The following is a 16,915-nucleotide window of genomic DNA, read 5'->3' on the forward strand; positions in this document are numbered from 1 at the left end:
CTGATCGCCGACAACGGGGGTGCGAATCGCCGACAATGACTACGGAAACGCAAAAGCACATTTTGGATCTGCCCAACGCCTTCGCGGAGCTGGATCCGCTGATCGCCTTTCTTCAAGGGGCACGCTCCAAAGCAGTCGAAGTCGACTGCCGCGGTGTTGCCTTGATGCCTTCGCGCTGTCTGCAGCTCCTGCTCGGTGCAGAGCAGCAGTGGCGGTCCGAGGGGGTGGGCTTCTCAGTCACCAACATCACCGAACCCTGCCGCAAGTCCCTGACCCTTCTGGGGCTGGAGCCCAACCGTTTTGAAGACGAGGAAACAGCATGAAAACCAAAGTTCTGGCAATCGACGATTCCCGCACCATCCGGAATCTTCTGGCCGCGACCCTGGAAGAGGCCGGATTTGAATACCACTGCGCGGTCGATGGCCGTGAAGGTGTGGACATGTACCCGGATGTGGATCCGGACGTTGTGATCACCGACATCAACATGCCCAACCTTGACGGTTTCGGCGTGATCGAGGAGCTGCGCGGCACCGGAATAAATTCCAAGGTGCCGATCCTGGTGCTGACCACTGAAAGCGCGCCTGAGCTGAAATCCCGCGCCCGCGGCGCCGGCGCCACCGGCTGGATCACCAAGCCGTTTGACGATGCCTCTCTGATCTTCGCTCTCAAGCGCGTGACAGGAGCTGCGGCCTAAGATGTCGGGTTCGATTCAGGATACCTTCTTTGAGGAGTGCGAAGAGCTCCTTGAAGCAACGGATGAGGGGCTGACCGCCATCGAAGGAGGCGATCACGACCCTGAGACAGTCAATGCAATCTTCCGCGCCGTGCACTCGATCAAAGGCGGAGCCGGGGCCTTTGGCTTGGACGACCTGGTGGCCTTTGCCCATCGGTTTGAAACCGTGTTTGACGAGGTGCGCGCCGGCCGGATGGAGCTGGACGGAAAGCTGATCCAGCTGCTGCTGCGCTCCAGCGATCAACTGTCGGCGCTGGTCGAAGTCGCCCGGGACGGTGGCGAGATTGACGAAGCGCACAATGATACGCTGTTGGCAGCGTTGGATGAATACATACCCGAAGAAGAGGAAGACCTCACTTTCGAGCCGATGGGACTTGGCGCTCCGGCGCCGGTGGCCGATCTTGGCATTGTGCCGGAAGCACCGGCAGAGCCGCAGGAGGAAACCTACCGGATCCGGTTCCAGCCGCTGAAGGAAATGTACGGTACCGGCAATGAGCCGTTCTTCCTGTTCCAGGCGCTTAAGGACATGGGCGATCTGACCGTGAAGCTTGACGAAAACGAGCTGCCCGGCTTTGACGCCATGGACATGAGCGAAAGCTACCTGGCCTGGGACATCACCTTGGTGACCAAGGACTCCCGGTCGATGGTCGAGGCTGTCTTCGAGTTTGTCGAAGGTCTTTGCGAACTGTCGATCGACGGCGAAGGCGACGCTGAAGCGGAAGCCAATGCGCTGGCCGCTTTGGACGCTATGTTCAGCACACCGGATGCGCCTCCCGCGCCGCCGGCAGCGGACGCAGCAGAGGGAGAGGCACCCGCAGTCCCTTTTGAGCCGCCGGTCCCCGCACCAGAACCCGAAGCCAAGCCGGCACCTGCCGAAGAAAAGGCATCGGCCCCGAAAGCCGAGAGCGGCAAGCAGGAGCAGCGTGGCGGTCCCAAGCCCACGCTCCGTGTCGAACTCGAGCGGGTGGACCGGCTGATCAACGCTGTCGGGGAGCTAATCATCAACCATTCGATGCTGGCGCAGCAAATCGCCAACCTCGACGTCTCTGACACGCGGGACGTTGAAACGGAGCTGGAAGGCTTCAAAAACCTCGCACGCGACATCCAGGAAGGTGTCATGGCCATCCGTGCACAGCCGGTGAAACCGCTGTTCCAGCGTATGGCGCGGATCGTGCGTGAAGCTTCGGCTGCGACAGGAAAAACCTGTAAGCTGGTGAATGTGGGTGAAAACACCGAGGTGGACAAGACCGTAATCGAGCGGCTGTCCGACCCGCTGACGCATATTCTGCGCAATGCGGTCGACCATGGCGTTGAAAAACCTGAGGACCGGGAAGCCGCCGGGAAATCCAAGGTTGGGGAAATCCAGCTTTCGGCCTCCCACCGGTCCGGCAGCGTTTGCATAGAAATCAAGGATGACGGCGCCGGTGTGAACCGCCCGCGGGTCAAGCAGATCGCCATTGAGAAGGGCCTGATCCCGGAAAATGCCGAGCTGACTGACGGCGAGATCGACAATCTACTGTTCGCGCCTGGTTTCTCCACCGCCAAGGAGGTGTCGAACCTCTCCGGCCGCGGTGTGGGCATGGATGTGGTGAAAAATGCGGTGACCGGCCTAGGCGGCCGCATCAATATTTCCTCCACACCCGGCAAGGGGTCGACGTTCACCATCATTCTGCCGCTGACCTTGGCGGTGATGGACGGCATGGTAGTGTCGGTTGCCGACCAGACCATGGTGGTGCCGATTACCTCGATCGTCGAAACCATGCGCGGCAGCGATGACATGATCAACAGCCTCGGCGCCGACGGCACCTTGCTGTCGATCCGCGGCAACTTCGTGCCCATCTGCGACGTTGCCGGCAGCCTTGGATTGTACCGCGAAAGCGACCAGCAGGCCGGCGTCTACCTGCTGGTGGAAACCGAAACCGGCCAGCGCTGCGCCTTGGCAGTGGATGACATCCACGACCAGCGCCAGGTGGTGATCAAAAGCTTGGACGGCGTCTGCGGGGAAATCGCCGGCGTTGCCGCAGCAACCATCCTTGGCGACGGCAAGATCGCCATGATCCTGGACCCTGAAAGCATCATTGCGGCCTCGCCCACAGCGGCCGCCTTTGACACCGAGCGGAGAATGAGCAATGCAAGCTGAAGCGAAGCAAACCGATCAGGAAGTGAAACACGCTGAACACAGCGAGTTTGTCAGCTTCACCGTGGCCGGGCAGGCCTTCTGCCTGAAGATCACCCAAATTCGCGAGATCAGGCGCTGGTCGCCGGTGACGATCCTGCCGCATGCTCCGGCCGACGTGCTGGGGGTGATGAACCTGCGCGGTGCGGTGATCCCGATCTACGATCTGTCCGCCCGTTTCGGCCTGCAGCAAACCGAAGCCAGCGAGCGCAACGTCGTCATCGTCGTTTCAGTGCATGGCAAGCCGGTTGGCTTGCTGGCCGAGTCGGTCTCCGAGATCATCTCGATCAATCCGGACGACATCCAGGATACCCCGCCAGTCGATAGCCGCAACACGATGGAGTACATCCAGGGCATCATCTCGCATGATGACACCATGGTGCGCATCATCAATCTCGATGCGGTGATCTCAGCTCCGGAGCAGGTGATGCCGTGAGCGCAGAAGGTTCCATCTCCCCCAACACAGAGAGCTTTTCGCTGTCGGATCAGGAATTCGAAGCCATTGCGCAGTTCGCGCATAAACACTTCGGCCTGGCCATGGCGGCCAGCAAAAAGCCCCTGGTGTCTTCGCGCCTGGCCCGCAAACTGCGCCAGCGCAACATCACCAAGTTCAAGGATTACCTTGCCAGCCTGGACGGCCCGAATGCCGACCAGGAACGCAGCGGGCTGCTGTCGCTGCTGACCACCAATGTGACCCATTTCTTCCGGGAGCCGCACCATTTCGAGACGCTGCGCAACGACGTGCTGCCGCCGCTGATCGAACAGGCGCGCCGCGGCGGCCGGGTGCGGCTGTGGTCGGCGGGCTGCTCGAACGGGCAAGAGCCCTATTCGATTGCCATGACGGTGCTGGACATCTGTCCCGAAGCGGCACAGCTGGATTTCAAGATCCTGGGCACGGATATCGACCCGGTTGTGGTGCAGCATGCCCAGACGGCGAAATACCCCGAAGACGAGCTGGCCCAGATCGATGCAAAATACAGCAAACTGGTGCCCAAACGCGATCCCGACGGGCGCTTTCCCGAAAGTCTGCGCAAGCTGATCACTTTCGGGGTGCTGAACCTGATCGAACCTTTCCCGTTCCGCGGCAGGTTCGATGCGATTTTCTGCCGGAACGTTGCGATCTATTTCGACAACCCGACCCAGCAGAAGGTCTGGAGCGCCTTCCAAAATGCCCTGAACCCGGGCGGTTATCTCTTCATCGGTCATTCCGAGCGCATGTCAGGCCCGGCGGCGCAGCAGCTGAAGACGGCCGGGATCACCACTTATGTCAACTCACCCGCAGGCAGGAACACCTGACCGCGGCTGCAAGCAGAGCAGAAGGAAAGAAAAAATGAGCTTGAAAGACTCTCTCCGCGTTATGGTCGTTGACGACATGTCGACAAGCCGGGGGATCATCACACAAAGCCTGGATGAGATCGGCATCAAGAACTACATGGTCGAGAATGCCGGCCAATCCGCCTTTCAGAAGCTGACCCAGACACCTGTGCATCTGGTGCTGTCGGACTACAACATGCCGGGCATGGACGGGCTGGGGCTGCTGCAGGCAGTGCGCGGCCATCAAGTGACCCAGCGGGTTGGTTTCATTCTGGTAACCGGCAAACCGACTCCGGAAATGATCCAGATGGGCAAACAGCTGGGTCTGAACAATATTGTCCGAAAGCCGTTCACGGTGGCCACGATGAAACAGGCCATCGAGCAGGTTGTCGGGCGGCTATAACCATGGAACGCCCCGACAAAGCCCTAGGCGAATTATGCGCCGCTTCGGCCTGGGAGATGGAGCAGTTGCGCAGCCAGATGCAAGCGTTGGAAGACGTTGTCCTGGACGTGCTGGAACGCGGCACCGCCCCAACCAGCCAGGAGCTGCGCTCGTTGCAGGACTTTGATTTGGTGATCCAGACTCTGTCCGGGCTCTCCGGTTTCTACAAGCGCGTGCAGGCGCAGGTTGATGAATCCGGGCCTGCCGATCTGCCGGCCGCTGCGGCCGGGGTCACCCTTGAAAAGCTGCGCGAGCGGCTGCGCGCCGCAGGCAGCCTGGCAAGCACCTGAAATCAAGCGGCCCCGCCCGACCCGGGCGGGGCCGTGTTATCACCATCAGCAGCGGCGAATTTCCTTTTTCTTTGCTGCTGCAGCGGACTACATTGGGCCATAGCTGAAACTGCCAGCCCGGGTATCCGCATGTCTTGCCTCATCAAACCTTTGATTTTCACAGCCTGCCTGCTTGTTGCAGCGGGTGCACAGGCTGCAAGCGACCGCCTTGCGCTGGTTATCGGCGTGGCGGATTACCAGTACCTGCCGCCGCTGGAGAACACCCGCAACGATGCCGTGGCAATGGCGGACACGCTGGAAGGGATCGGCTTTGACGTCAGCCTCGCCTTGGATCCCGGCATGTCCGATATGGTGCAATTGCTGGAGGATTTCACCTTCCGTTCCGAAGTGGCCGATCTGGCGCTGGTCTATTTCGCCGGCCACGGGATTGAAGTGCAGGGCGAGAATTTTCTGATCCCGGCAGATGCCCAGGTGGCCAGCAACCGCGATGTGCAGCGCCAGTCCTTGTCGCTGAAGCAACTGCTAGCGGCAGTGGACCGGGCCCGCAAGATGCGGATTGTGATCCTCGACAGCTGCCGCAACAACCCGCTGCGCGATTCCATTGCGCTGGGACAAAGCAGCAATGAAGCCGCCGAGACAACTGCCGCAACCCGCGGCGGCGGCGGCATGGCAGCAGCCGATCCGGACCGCGGCACCCTGGTGGCCTTTGCTGCCAAGGACGGCCAGGTGGCATTGGACGGCTCCGGCAGCAATTCGCCCTATGCCACTGCGCTGATAGAAAAAATGGTGCAGCCAGGGCTGGAGATCAGCCTGATGTTCCGTCAGGTGCGCGACCGGGTGATGGAAAACACTGCCAATCTGCAGGAACCGCATACCTATGGCTCACTGACAGGCGTGCCTTTCTATCTGGCCGGCCCGGGCAAAAATGATGCGCCGCTCACGGTCGCAGATGCCTCCGAGGCCTGGGCGGCGCTGAAACCAGACCAGGAAGAGCAGCTGCTGGCGCTGGCGGATCTTGGCGATACCCGCTCGATGCTGGGCCTGGCCTATATCCGGCTGAACCCCAATGAGGGCCGGTTTGATCCAGCCGCGGCGGTCGGCTTTCTGCAGCGCGCTTCGGATGCAGGCTCCCCAGAGGCGCAGTTCGAACTGGCCAAGCTTTATGAACGCGGCACAGGTGTCTCAACGGACCCGGCCAAGGCGTTGGAATTGTACCAGGCTGCTGCGGCTCAGGATTTTGCGGATGCGATCAATGACCTTGGCTTCTTGCACTACCAGGGCGGGCTGGGATTGCCTGCCAATCCGAAAAAAGCCCTGACCTTCTTTGAACGCGCTGCGGATCTGCGCCACCCGCAGGCCCAGTTTAACTTCGCTGCCTTGATAGATGACGGTCTGATCCCGTCGAAAGGTCCGGAAGATTCAGCGCATTATCTTTATGCGGCTCTGCGCAGCGGCAGTTCAGATGTGCTCAACCTGCTAAGCGAGCGGCCCAATATGTTCACTCAGCAGACACGGCGTTCCCTTCAGCAGAAACTGAAGGAGAACAATTTCTACGCCGGCGCCATAGACGGGGACTTCGGGCCTGGAACCCAACGGGGAATCCGGCAGGCTTACGGGCTGGAAGGCTGACAGTCAGAACTGTGGAACGCCGTCACAGCTGACCGTCCGCGATCCACGCATCCAGCTGGCGGCGGCTGATCTCAAAGTGCATGCTGTCTTCGCGCCGGAACCCGGCGCCCCAGACCCAGCCCTGATCATAAAAGAAATCCGCCATGATGGTCAGGCCCAGCTGGGTCTTGCCATCAGTGAAATTATCCAGCTTGCCGTCAATGTTCAAATCGACGGCAAGACCATAGCTGTGGGTGGACAATGAATTTGCGGTGCCGCGGATCCGGCGCACGCACAGCGCGCCGGCGGTGTTGATGCGGGCATAAAGGTCCGGGTCCGCCTGGCGGATGTTTTCAAACACCACCTTCAGGCTTTCGATCGCCGGGCGCAGCATGCTGACCCGGATCGGCCCGACCTGTTCGGTCACCAGTTTTTCCTTGAGGTTCGCATTGGTCATCGGCTGGCAGGTATCGTTCAATTCCTCCCGCGGGCGGCCCAGTTTCTCTGTCAGATACTTGCCGCCTGTTACCCGCAGGCCCCGGTTCACATTCAAACGGTCGGCAATCAGCACCACCTGGGCGTAATCCAGATCGGCGCCGCCGGTCTGGTTCCAGATTGCGGCCTCGCCTGCCGCGTCATCGGTAAAAGGGGTTCCGCCGCCTGCCCCTCCAGCGGGCAGGCTGGCAACCTCGCTCTGCAGATCCGTCATCCGGGATTGCAGATCCTCGACCTGCTGGCGCAGCATCTCGATCTCGATCCGCGCGGTCGAATCAACACCGCCCGACCCTTGGAAGTCTTCTTCGCTCAGCAGCCAGCTGAGCCCGAACCAAACCGCCGGAGCCAGCACAAGGCCAATGGCGATTATCACTGCTGGCAGAACCCGCATTTTCCCTCCCGGATCATTTGCGCCCATTTCAATCCCTCGCCACGCGGCAGTAAACCCCCTGATTGCAACTTGCCGGAAACACCGTGTTTTTTTCCCGCGCTTCACTCTGCCTGCCATTGGCAGGCCGCAGGTGCTGGTATAGACTGCCAGCCATGTTGAAATGGCAGGGGAGGGCGCCGGGCATGATCCGCCTTAAGGGAATTTTTGCAAGTGTTCTGGGTGCGGGCCTGATTTTCGCCCCGCTGGCTCAGGCGCAGTCGAATGGCGGCGAATTGTCGGTCGAGGAAATCACCGAAGCCTTCAAGAAACAGAAGACGCGCGGCCTGGTGATCGTGCCAAGCAGCACAGCTGCGGCCGAGGATCCTGCAGAGGAAACCGCAACCGTGGCCGCCGCAGCCGAGGAATACAATCCGGTCGACCGGCAAACCCAGATCAATGTCCAGATCTCCTTTGACTTCGACAGCGCCGCGCTGCGCGCCGATCAGGCGCCGAAACTGGCCAATATGTGCGCCTCGATGAAGGCGCTCGACGGCACCGTGTTCCAGATCATCGGCCATACCGACAGTTCTGGGTCCGCCGCCTATAATGAACGGCTGTCGCTGCTGCGGGCGGAGGAAGTCCGCCGTCACCTGATAAGCTCCTGCGGTGTGGGCGAGGAAATGCTCAAAGCCATCGGCATGGGTGAAACCGCGCCCTACAACGAAAACAACACACGCGCTGACGAAAACCGCCGTGTTGAATTCCAGGCTCTGGGCTGACCACAGCCCCGACCCGCGCCGGATGAGAGGCCAGGGAGACTTCCATGCTTGAATCGCGCCCTGGCGACTTGTTCCAGCCGGGTGACCTGCTGAACAATACCTACAGGATCGAATGCCTGCTGGGCCGCGGCGGCACGTCTCATGTCTATAAGGCACGCTCGGAAATTTCCGGCAACCTGGTGGCCCTTAAGGTGCTGAAACAGGAACTTGCCGCCAATGAGGACTTCACCGTCCTGATGGCGCGCGAGGAGAATATCCGCGAAATCCGCCATGCCGCGGTGGTGCGCTATTCGGAAAATCACCGCACGCCAGACGGGCATATCTATCTTCTGATGGACTATGTCGAAGGCCCCGGTCTCGACAAGCGCCTGAAACAGGGGCCGATGGCGGCTGACGACCTGCTGGTGATTTGCCGCCGCGTGGCCCAGGGTCTGCAGGCAGCGCATATCCGGAATATCGTCCACCGCGATCTTAGCCCGGACAACATCATCCTGCGCGGCGGGGATCCCGCCGAAGCCGTCATCATCGATTTCGGCATCGCCAAGGACACCAATCCGGGCGCCCAGACCATTGTTGGAAATGAGTTTGCCGGCAAATACTCCTATGCCGCACCGGAACAGATGAGCGGTGACACCGACGCCCGCTCGGATATCTATTCGCTGGGGGCGCTGCTATTGGCCAACTTCCGCGGCGCGGCGCCGAAACTCGGCGCCAATCCGATGGAAGTGGTTGAAAACAAGCAGAAACCACTCGATACGGATGGCTTGCCCGAACCCTTCAAAGCCCTGATCGAGCGGATGTGCGCCCCGGATCCGAACGCGCGGTTCCAGAATGCAGGGGAAGTTCTGGCCTTTTTGGACAATCCCGATGGTGGCAGCCTGGGGGATGTGCTGGATGGCCCGGCTGAGGACGCCACTATTATCGTCCCGCAGACCAGCAAACCCGCACCGCCGCCGCAACCCTCCGCCAAGCCGGTTCGGGGCAAGGCAGAGGAAAAGAAAGGCAGCCGCGGCGGTCTTTGGACGGCCTTGGCGGTTTTGCTTCTGCTCGGCGGCGGCGGGGCCGGCGCCTACTTCAGCGGTATGCTCGACAGTGTTCTCCAGCCCTCCTACCCTGTGGCCCGCCCTTATTCCTTCATCGCCGAAAAACCCGTCGATGGCCCGGTCCAGATCGTTGGCAATGTGCCGTCCGAAGCGGCACGCGATGCCCTTCTGGCGCTGTCTCAGGATGCCGATCTGACGCTGGCCTCCGGCGCGATATCCGACACTTGGGGCGCAGATGTGCTCGACACGGTTAAACCGCTTGAGGGTTTGCGAGAATGGCGCCTGGTCGTCAGCAACAACAAGGCCCGGCTCACCGGCACCACCGACGACACCAACGTGGCCGAAAGGCTGAACGAGCTGTTCCGCAACGGCCTGCCCGGCGCCCTGGAAGGCAAGGCCGAGATCCGGTTTGAGCTGCCGATGCTGCCGGTGGCCGAGGTCAAGGCGGTGATGGAGACTTTTGCCGATTGCGGCCCGCTGCTGCGTGACGGCAATGGCCATTACGACGGTTACGCGCCCAGCGACCCGGTGCTGATCAGCGGCCGCGTCGCCAGCACCGCCACCCGGCTGGAACTGTTTGATGCGCTGCGCGCGCTGGCCCATGAACGCCAGGTGGTACTGGATGTGGAGGTGCTGAACGACGCGCTTTGTGTTGTCGAACAGCATCTGCCCAAAGCCCCTTCCGGCGGCGCCGAAGTGGCATTTGCTGTTGGCGGGACAACGGTGGAACCCAACCCATCAGGCCGTTTCTTTGTCGGCGAAAACCCGGTCATCGATATCGTGCTGCCGGATGATGTGACCGAGGGTTACCTGACCGTGTCGATACTGGATGTTTCCGGCAATGTGTTCCACCTGCTGCCCAACATCTCGCGCGAAGACAATGCCGTCGCCAGTCTGCGGGATGGTACCGCCGGTGCGGTTCCCGTGCGAGTCGCCTATAGTCTGGAAGAATCCGCCACCGGCGGCGGCATTGCTTTCAAGGTTGATGACAGCACCCTTGGCAAAAGCAAGGTGGTGGTCCTGCATTCCTCAGAACCGCTGTTTGACGGCATGCGCCCGACCTCCGAAAGCGCGGTGGGTTTTGCCGAAGCGCTGCAGGCCAGCTACGAGGCCGATTCCAGCCGCATCCGGTCATTGGACAGCCGGATCCTGGTCACTGCCAAACCCTGATCAGGAAACCGGAATTTTGCGAAAATTCCGGCTCGGAAAACACGTGTTTTCCGGACCGTTTCCCTCGCAGGGAAACGGTTGCGCTACATCACGTCAATCACCACAGCAGTGATATTGTCCGCGCCGCCCCCGTTCAGCGCGATCTGGATCAGCTGATCACCAACGGTCTCCAGCGGTGTGCCGGTCAGCGCGTCCTGCAGGATCTGGAACGTGGCATATTTTGTCAGCCCGTCCGAGCAGATCAGGAAGCGGTCTCCAGGTTCCGTGTCACCGCGGATCTTGTCGATTTCCAGCTCTTCCCCAACACCCACAGCTCGGGTGATCGCGTTGGATTGCGGATGCTGTTCCGCCTCGTCCCATGTCATTTTTCCAGCCAGCACAAATTCTGCCACAGCCGAGTGATCCTCGGTCAGCATTTCGATATGCCCGTCCCGCAGCCGGTAGATCCGGCTGTCGCCGGCCCATAGCCCGGCAAAATGCTGATTGGCCATCACCAGTGCAGCAACCGTCGATCCGATTGTGCCGCCGCCGCGGGCATCGGCCTCAGCCCGGATTGCCGTATGGGCGTTCTGGATCGCCTCCCGCAGCGCTTGCATCCGCGCCGCCGGATCAAGCCCCAGCGGGATCATGGCCGCCGCATCGGCGATCAGCCGGCTGGCATAATCCCCGGCGTCATGGCCGCCCATTCCGTCTGCCACCAGCCAGATGTCATGTTCCGGCAACGCCAGAACTGCGTCTTCGTTAACCTTGCGCTTCAGCCCGACATGGGTCTGCGCGGTGTAGCGGTATTTGCGCAGCTGGTTCATCACAGCCCCTCCGCAACCGTCCAAAGCGGCGCCCCAAGGTCAAACATTCCCAATGCAGTACCGCCTTGCGGAAGACCCGGACAGGCCAGCCTCCGCGGCGCACCATCCAGCATCGCCGTCCACAGGCTGCAGCCGGTCAGCCTCCCTTCCAGCGCGGCACCCGCCAGGGCGCCAGGCAGCACTTCCGGCCCCTGGGCACCAGCCAAAACAAAGCCAGGGCCTGCAGCCGGCAGCGGACCCGCCGACCGTATGTCCGGCGCTGGAATGCTTGCAAGCTCTTCTGCCAGATCGTCCTTGGTCATCGTGTCCTCCAATGCATCCAGCGCAACATTCTCCAGCCGCTCGAACAGCCCCCCCTCGCAAAAGCGGGGCAAGGCCGCATCGCCCGGCCCGGGAAGCGCCGCCATCAGCGTCAGCGGGAACCGCCGGCCCACCCGGTCGACCGAGGGCATCAGCACCCCGATCACCCTTTGCGCACCAGCCAGCCCGGCAGGCAAGCAGAACCGCCAGATCGGCGCGGTCATGTAGTGGGCATCAAAACCGGACCCATAAGCCTCCCGCCCGTCCAGCATAACCTGCTGCAGCCAGGCATCCCAAACCCGCACAAATCCGCCCGGCGTATTCAGCCGGAAAAAATCCCCGGCTGAAGGCATCTTACCGAATGCACCGAAGCCTGCCATTACATCGACTTCGGGCAGCTGAATTTTGCCATTGCCGGCAGGGCAAAGGGATTGATGACTGAACCCGATTGCAGTTCGAACAGCGCCAGACGTCCGCCGACGCGGAAATTCACCCGCCGCCGGTCAGAGACATTGGTGCGCCGCACCTCGGCCGCATCCAGCAGCCGGAACCAGGCCCAAGGCCCGTCCCGCGACATCACATTCTCGGCGTCGCGCTTCTTGGGCAAAAGGGTGATCCGCGCCAGCCCGACCGACCCCGGCCAGGTCACCGCCACAGGCGTCGGCGCACCGGACCGGTGATTATAGGCCACTTTGGAGCCATCGATCTCCAGCACCACTTCTTTGGCCTTGGGGTCCAGCGCGTTGACAGTAATCTGGAACTGCACTGCAGGCTGCGCACCGCCGGCAAAAAATGCCTCCTTGATCTCGGCGGCATATTGCATCTGCTGCAGAACCGCCGGACTGATGCCCAGATCCACGTCGTTCACCCGCTTCCAGATCCAGGGACGGCTGCGGGTATCGACGTATTTCAACAGCTGATCATTGAAGAACCCGTCGATCAGCCCGCCGGGCGCAAACAGCTTGGCAAAATCGGCCATCGCCACATCGGCCCGGGCCGAGCGGTTGAACGGATAGCGGTTCCCCAACGCCTGTTGGCAGAACGGCAGCACCGCCGATTGCCAGCGCGCATTGATCGAAGCACGCGTGCCTTCCGAAGTAATCCCCGAGGACCCCGCGGAAATCTGCGTCGCCCAGCGGGGCAGCGGCCCGCCCATCCGGCTGGCGGTTTGCTGGAACTGCAGCAGCGCCTGGCCGCTTTGCCCGCCCGTGGCCACGCCCGAGAAGGACATCTTGTTCAGTTCCTGATAAACCTGCTGCAGCTGGCCCATCAGATCATCCAGCTGCGAGGGCTGGCCGTCGGGCCGGTTCACCAGATTGTACAGCCATTCAAACCGCTCCTGCACATAGGCGCCCGGCGGCTTGGCGGCCTGTCCGGGTGCGTTTTCGGCAGAGCCGACCAGCGCCTCCAGCAGGATCTGGCCCTGGATCGACAGGTTGGATCGCGCCTCAATCGCGGCCACATTCTGAGCACCCGCGGCAAGAGTGCCGGCATCCAGCACAGATTTGTCCTCGTTCAACCGGGTTTCCGCACTGATGTCGTTCAGGATGTTGACGATGGGCGAGGTTGGCCCCGACAGCACATTCGTGACTTCAACGGCGTGGGACAGTGACTCCAGCGGGATAATGTCAATATCCCCCAGGATCTGGTCATAGCGGCTGATGTAGTCGTTGTAATAAAGGTCCAGAACATCGCGGCTGAGTTTCAGCAGCACCGCTTCGTTCTGGGCGGCTTCGTTCTGCTCACCCAGCACCCAGGCCTCGCGGTGAACACGCTCGGCGACACTGACAGCCTCCGGCAGGAACACGTTATGGAAGCCATCATAGGTGAAGATCCCCTCGATCCCCTCGTTCAGCGGCTTGCCGGAGCTGCGTACCAGCACCCGCTTGACCGACGGGCCGCCAACGTCCGTGATCCGCCATTTCGCCAGTGCAGTGGCCTTCTTGGAGTTCAAGATGCCGTTATAGACCCGCTGTGCCAGCGGCATTTCCGACAGAATGTTTTGCGCCTGGGCAATCAGCGGTCCGTTGAGAGCAATCTCCTCCATTGGCTGCGATAGCAGGGCGGTCAGGTGATCCATCAGATCGGCGCGCAGCTGGTTTCGGGCGATGCCGGGATAGGCGATCCGCTCCCAATCCAGCCGCATCCACTCCTTGACCAGATCCTGGTTCATCGGCCCCTGCAGGCCCAGCATCAGATAGATCTTCAGCGCTTCATACAGCGTGTCTGGGTTGTTGATGTTGCCTTCGATCTGTTGCTCCAGCCGCACCAGAAGCCGCGGCAGCAGCCGCTGGTTCAGCGCCGTGCGGTAGGTCTGCGCCGCCTGGGTGCCGATCACTTCTCCCTGATACAGGCCATAGGTCATCGCCCCGTCAGGCTCCGGATCCGACAGCACCGGGTTGCCCGGCATGTCGCGCAGGTTGTTCAGCGCTGCTGCCACCGGCACCAGATCTGTATCGCCGACCGGGCTGGGCGGCAGTTGCGCCGAAGCGGCCTGATAAGCAGAAACCTGGCCTTCGGCCTGAGTAATCAAATCGGTGTTCTTAAGGTAGGAACGCACCCAAAGCGCACCCATTCCAATCGCCACCAGAACGGTGGCAGTGATCGCAATCCGGCGGGTCCAGCGGTAGCGGCGTTCCACCTTGTCGTCAGCCGACACCAGCCCCGCCTCGGGGAACATCACACTTTCAAACAGCCGGGTCAGGAAGAAGGACCGCCCGGTGCCCTGCCCGGTGCCAATCGCCTGCCGCCCGATGCCAAAAGTTTGCGCCATGCCCAGCATCAGCCGGTCGATCGGCGTGCCTTCCTGGGTGCCGGAGGTGAAGTAAATCCCCCGCAGCATCTGGCGCTGCTCATAACGGTTGTCCTGAAACACCTCGGTCAGAAACTCCCGGGCCACCCCGCGCATCGAGGCGACCTGCGCCGGAAATCCGGCAATCAGTGCGCGGCGCTGATGATCGGTCTCGGTCTGCATCTTCTCCAAAAGCTGCGCATTGACCTGCCCCAGCAACAGCCCGAATTCCTCGTCAAACCCGGCAATCGGCGCCTGTTCCTTCTTGCCCTTGGGCACTGGCAGGGTGAATCCCCAGACCTGTTCGCGGTCCTCCTTGCCCAAGGCGTCATGGAACTCCTGAAAGCCGGCAATCAGGTCTGCCTTGGTGAACAGCACATAGACCGGGAAACGCACGCCCAGTTTCTCGCGCAGCTCGGCCAAGCGGCGGCGCACCGCAGCGGCGTGGCTTTTCTGTGTGATCTCATCCTGCAACGACAGATCCGACAGCGAGATTGCAATAATCGCACCATTGATCGGCTGCCGCTTGCGGTATTTCTTCATCAGCCCCAGGAAGCCCAGCCAAGCGGCGTTATCAGCCTCGGCATCGCTTTCCTGGGTTGTATAGCGCCCGGCAGTGTCGATCAGCACCGCGTCATTGGTGAACCACCAGTCGCAGTTGCGGGTGCCGCCGACGCCGCCAATCGCAGCCTTGCCCAGTTTCTCGGCCAGCGGGAACTGCAGGCCGGAATTCACAATCGCCGTGGTTTTGCCCGCGCCGGGCGGGCCGATCATGATGTACCACGGCAGATCGTTCAGATGACGGCGGCCGCCCTTGGACTTGCGCAGCTCTTTCATCGCGTCCTTGAACTTGCCGCGCAGTTCGCCGATTTCCTCGGACAAAACATCATCTTCCGAGGTATCCACCGCCTCGGCGATCTCCTCGGTCATCTCCTTGTCCTTGCGGCGGCGCCGCCAGAAGATGATGCCGATGATGATGAAATACAGAAGGAAGATTATCCCGATGGTGATCAGCCGCGACATCACGCTGTCAAACGGACGCCACTCATCGCCGCCAATAAACGGCGCGAAATACCACACGCAGGCCGACAGCACCGCTGCCAGGATCAGCAGAACGGTGTAGATCGACCGGAACAGCGGAAAGATATAACGGCGGATCATCCTTCAACCTCCTGAACCAGCAGGATTTCGATCCTGCGGTTCTTGGCCCGCCCTGCGCGGGTGCTGTTATCTGCAATCGGTTCTTTGTCGGCGCGGCCCTCGGCCGACAGCCGGTCCGGGTCTGTCATCATCTTGGCCATGCCTGCCATCACCGATTTCGCCCGTGCCAACGAAAGCGCCATGTTGGACGGGAAACGGGAGGAGCGGATTGGAATATTGTCGGAATGGCCCGCCACGATAATTTTGCCCTTTTCGTCATTCAGCGACTCAGCCACACGGTTCACCGAGGACCGGAATTTCTTGCTGAGCTGGTCCGACCCCGAGCCGAACATGCCCGAACCGGCCAGCCGGATAATCAGTGTGTTGCCCTTCTGAAAGACTTGCACGATGCCTTCCTTGATCTCCGGTTCCAGGAAGCCCGTGACCTTGGCGATCTGTTCTTCGGCCGTCGGCGCCGGCGGAGGCGGAGGCGGCGGAGGCGCACGCCGTTCCAGCTCCGCCTTGGGGCCGGAATCGACAATCGTCAGCTGCCCGACCACATTCTCGGTCTGGTTCGACAGCATCCAGCTCAGGCTCAGAAACTGCAGTGCCAGCACTGCGCAGGCGGCCGCCAGGGTGATCCAGACCAGCCGCCAGACCGACAACGCCTTGAACGGTTTGACCAGGCCTTCCCAATGCGGCGACAGATCGCGCTCCACCGGGCCGCGCTGATTTCGGATGATCCGGGCCAGCGCGCCGCGGATTTGCAGATGTTTCTCGGAACCGCCCTGCTCCACCCGCAGACGGCCCTCGAACCCCAGCGATAGGCACATGTACAGGAACTCGAGCATGTCGATATTGCCGCCCGGCTCTTTCTCCAGCCGCGCCAGCAAGTCATAGAAACGGTCGCCGCCGACCACCTCACGGTGGAAGGTCGCCACCATCGACTGCAACCCCCAGGCAGACTGTCCGCCCCAGGGCGTGTTCAGCACCACGTCATCCAGCGTCGCGCACAGCGCATAGCGCGCAATCTTCACCGTCTGAGCGGCAATGCCCGCCTGCAGCGCGCGGTTTTCAAACGCACGTACCTCAGCCACAACATTCTTGCGCAGCCCATCCGGGTCCATGTGCTGGGCCCGGTTGCGGATCCGGCTGATCAGCGCAAACAGGGTGGAGGCACAGGCCGTCAGCTGGTTCATCCCCGTCAGCGCCATTTTCGGCGCCTTCGCCCCGCCCGCCGCAGCCTGCGGTTTCGGTGCTGCTGCCTGCGGCACGCCATAGGCATCCAATCCGGGTTCTGCCGGGGCCGCAGGCTGTTCCGCTCCAGGCTGGATCTGCGGTGTTTCCGGCTGCTGCACCGGCGTGGCCGTCCGCCGCCCGCCCGGGTTCGGCTTGATCACCGTCTTGTCGGTATCCCCCGGTTCGGCAAAGGGATCGTCATAATCAGCCATCTCAGCA

Annotated in this window: 15 protein-coding genes; 10 read left to right on the forward strand and 5 right to left on the reverse strand. The window is 61.6% G+C overall.

Annotation, left to right across the window (positions count from 1 at the left end; all coding sequences use genetic code 11):
- Positions 1 to 35 precede the first annotated feature (35 nt).
- The 8 genes from AQUI_RS0126175 to AQUI_RS0126210 all read left to right on the forward strand — a co-directional run bounded on the left by AQUI_RS0126175 (position 36) and on the right by AQUI_RS0126210 (position 6,584).
- The gene (locus AQUI_RS0126175; protein ID WP_027260145.1) at positions 36 to 323 is read left to right on the forward strand and encodes an STAS domain-containing protein; all 288 of its coding nucleotides are present in this window, start codon (positions 36 to 38) and stop codon (positions 321 to 323) included.
- On the forward strand, positions 320 to 694 hold the full coding sequence (locus tag AQUI_RS0126180) for a response regulator (RefSeq protein ID WP_027260146.1): 375 nt from the start codon (positions 320 to 322) through the stop codon (positions 692 to 694). The genes AQUI_RS0126175 and AQUI_RS0126180 overlap by 4 nt, the downstream gene beginning before the upstream one ends.
- A 1-nt stretch (position 695) precedes the next feature.
- On the forward strand, positions 696 to 2,873 hold the full coding sequence (locus AQUI_RS0126185) for a chemotaxis protein CheA (protein ID WP_027260147.1): 2,178 nt from the start codon (positions 696 to 698) through the stop codon (positions 2,871 to 2,873).
- Entirely contained in the window at positions 2,863 to 3,345 is a 483-nt protein-coding gene (locus AQUI_RS0126190) for a chemotaxis protein CheW (RefSeq protein ID WP_027260148.1), read from the forward strand. Before AQUI_RS0126185 ends, AQUI_RS0126190 begins: the two co-directional genes overlap by 11 nt.
- Entirely contained in the window at positions 3,342 to 4,205 is an 864-nt protein-coding gene (locus AQUI_RS0126195; protein WP_027260149.1) for a CheR family methyltransferase, read from the forward strand. The genes AQUI_RS0126190 and AQUI_RS0126195 overlap by 4 nt, the downstream gene beginning before the upstream one ends.
- Before the next feature lie 34 nt (positions 4,206 to 4,239).
- Positions 4,240 to 4,626 (forward strand): response regulator, encoded by a 387-nt coding sequence (locus AQUI_RS0126200; protein ID WP_027260150.1) that lies wholly within the window; start codon positions 4,240 to 4,242, stop codon positions 4,624 to 4,626.
- Positions 4,627 to 4,628: 2 nt separating this feature from the next.
- A complete protein-coding gene (locus AQUI_RS0126205; protein ID WP_027260151.1) occupies positions 4,629 to 4,955 on the forward strand; it encodes a hypothetical protein in 327 nt (108 codons plus the stop codon).
- A gap of 129 nt (positions 4,956 to 5,084) precedes the next feature.
- A complete protein-coding gene (locus tag AQUI_RS0126210) occupies positions 5,085 to 6,584 on the forward strand; it encodes a caspase family protein (RefSeq protein ID WP_027260152.1) in 1,500 nt (499 codons plus the stop codon).
- Positions 6,585 to 6,606: 22 nt separating this feature from the next.
- Here AQUI_RS0126210 and AQUI_RS0126215 read toward each other — a convergent pair whose 3' ends face one another.
- Positions 6,607 to 7,449 carry a M15 family metallopeptidase gene (locus AQUI_RS0126215; protein WP_027260153.1) on the reverse strand — a complete coding sequence of 281 codons (843 nt, stop codon included), beginning with the start codon at positions 7,447 to 7,449 and terminating at the stop codon, positions 6,607 to 6,609.
- Between the two features lie 182 nt (positions 7,450 to 7,631).
- Here AQUI_RS0126215 and AQUI_RS0126220 point away from each other — a divergent pair, with 182 nt between their 5' ends.
- Together AQUI_RS0126220 and AQUI_RS0126225 are read left to right on the forward strand one after the other, a co-directional pair.
- Complete coding sequence (locus tag AQUI_RS0126220) at positions 7,632 to 8,207, forward strand: OmpA family protein (RefSeq protein WP_027260154.1); 576 nt, start codon at positions 7,632 to 7,634, stop codon at positions 8,205 to 8,207.
- A 44-nt stretch (positions 8,208 to 8,251) separates the two neighbouring features.
- Positions 8,252 to 10,420 (forward strand): serine/threonine protein kinase, encoded by a 2,169-nt coding sequence (locus AQUI_RS0126225; protein ID WP_027260155.1) that lies wholly within the window; start codon positions 8,252 to 8,254, stop codon positions 10,418 to 10,420.
- Between the two features lie 83 nt (positions 10,421 to 10,503).
- On the opposite strand, the gene AQUI_RS0126230 is transcribed toward AQUI_RS0126225, so the two are convergent.
- Genes AQUI_RS0126230 through icmH form a run of 4 tightly spaced genes read right to left on the reverse strand, consistent with a single transcriptional unit; the run spans position 10,504 to position 16,908 of the window.
- Positions 10,504 to 11,226, reverse strand: a complete 723-nt coding sequence (locus AQUI_RS0126230) for a PP2C family protein-serine/threonine phosphatase (RefSeq protein ID WP_051372074.1) — start codon at positions 11,224 to 11,226, stop codon at positions 10,504 to 10,506.
- Positions 11,226 to 11,906, reverse strand: a complete 681-nt coding sequence (tagF, locus tag AQUI_RS0126235) for a type VI secretion system-associated protein TagF (RefSeq protein WP_027260157.1) — start codon at positions 11,904 to 11,906, stop codon at positions 11,226 to 11,228. Before tagF ends, AQUI_RS0126230 begins: the two co-directional genes overlap by 1 nt.
- On the reverse strand, positions 11,906 to 15,478 hold the full coding sequence (tssM, locus tag AQUI_RS0126240; RefSeq protein ID WP_027260158.1) for a type VI secretion system membrane subunit TssM: 3,573 nt from the start codon (positions 15,476 to 15,478) through the stop codon (positions 11,906 to 11,908). Before tssM ends, tagF begins: the two co-directional genes overlap by 1 nt.
- Positions 15,475 to 16,908, reverse strand: a complete 1,434-nt coding sequence (gene icmH / locus AQUI_RS0126245; protein ID WP_027260159.1) for a type VI secretion system protein TssL, long form — start codon at positions 16,906 to 16,908, stop codon at positions 15,475 to 15,477. The genes tssM and icmH overlap by 4 nt, the downstream gene beginning before the upstream one ends.
- Positions 16,909 to 16,915 lie beyond the last annotated feature (7 nt).

The sequence above is a fragment of the Leisingera aquimarina DSM 24565 genome (genome assembly GCF_000473165.1).
Taxonomy (GTDB): Bacteria; Pseudomonadota; Alphaproteobacteria; order Rhodobacterales; family Rhodobacteraceae; genus Leisingera; species Leisingera aquimarina.

Bases quoted from the DNA above. Each gene is read 5' to 3' on its own strand.
- icmH (WP_027260159.1), bottom strand. From the start codon at position 16,908: ATGGCTGATTATGACGATCCCTTTGCCGAACCGGGGGATACCGACAAG.
- AQUI_RS0126200 (WP_027260150.1), top strand. From the start codon at position 4,240: ATGAGCTTGAAAGACTCTCTCCGCGTTATGGTCGTTGACGACATGTCG.
- AQUI_RS0126210 (WP_027260152.1), top strand. From the start codon at position 5,085: ATGTCTTGCCTCATCAAACCTTTGATTTTCACAGCCTGCCTGCTTGTT.
- AQUI_RS0126215 (WP_027260153.1), bottom strand. From the start codon at position 7,449: ATGCGGGTTCTGCCAGCAGTGATAATCGCCATTGGCCTTGTGCTGGCT.
- AQUI_RS0126205 (WP_027260151.1), top strand. From the start codon at position 4,629: ATGGAACGCCCCGACAAAGCCCTAGGCGAATTATGCGCCGCTTCGGCC.
- AQUI_RS0126175 (WP_027260145.1), top strand. From the start codon at position 36: ATGACTACGGAAACGCAAAAGCACATTTTGGATCTGCCCAACGCCTTC.
- tagF (WP_027260157.1), bottom strand. From the start codon at position 11,906: ATGGCAGGCTTCGGTGCATTCGGTAAGATGCCTTCAGCCGGGGATTTT.
- tssM (WP_027260158.1), bottom strand. From the start codon at position 15,478: ATGATCCGCCGTTATATCTTTCCGCTGTTCCGGTCGATCTACACCGTT.
- AQUI_RS0126225 (WP_027260155.1), top strand. From the start codon at position 8,252: ATGCTTGAATCGCGCCCTGGCGACTTGTTCCAGCCGGGTGACCTGCTG.
- AQUI_RS0126230 (WP_051372074.1), bottom strand. From the start codon at position 11,226: ATGAACCAGCTGCGCAAATACCGCTACACCGCGCAGACCCATGTCGGG.
- AQUI_RS0126220 (WP_027260154.1), top strand. From the start codon at position 7,632: ATGATCCGCCTTAAGGGAATTTTTGCAAGTGTTCTGGGTGCGGGCCTG.
- AQUI_RS0126180 (WP_027260146.1), top strand. From the start codon at position 320: ATGAAAACCAAAGTTCTGGCAATCGACGATTCCCGCACCATCCGGAAT.
- AQUI_RS0126190 (WP_027260148.1), top strand. From the start codon at position 2,863: ATGCAAGCTGAAGCGAAGCAAACCGATCAGGAAGTGAAACACGCTGAA.
- AQUI_RS0126185 (WP_027260147.1), top strand. From the start codon at position 696: ATGTCGGGTTCGATTCAGGATACCTTCTTTGAGGAGTGCGAAGAGCTC.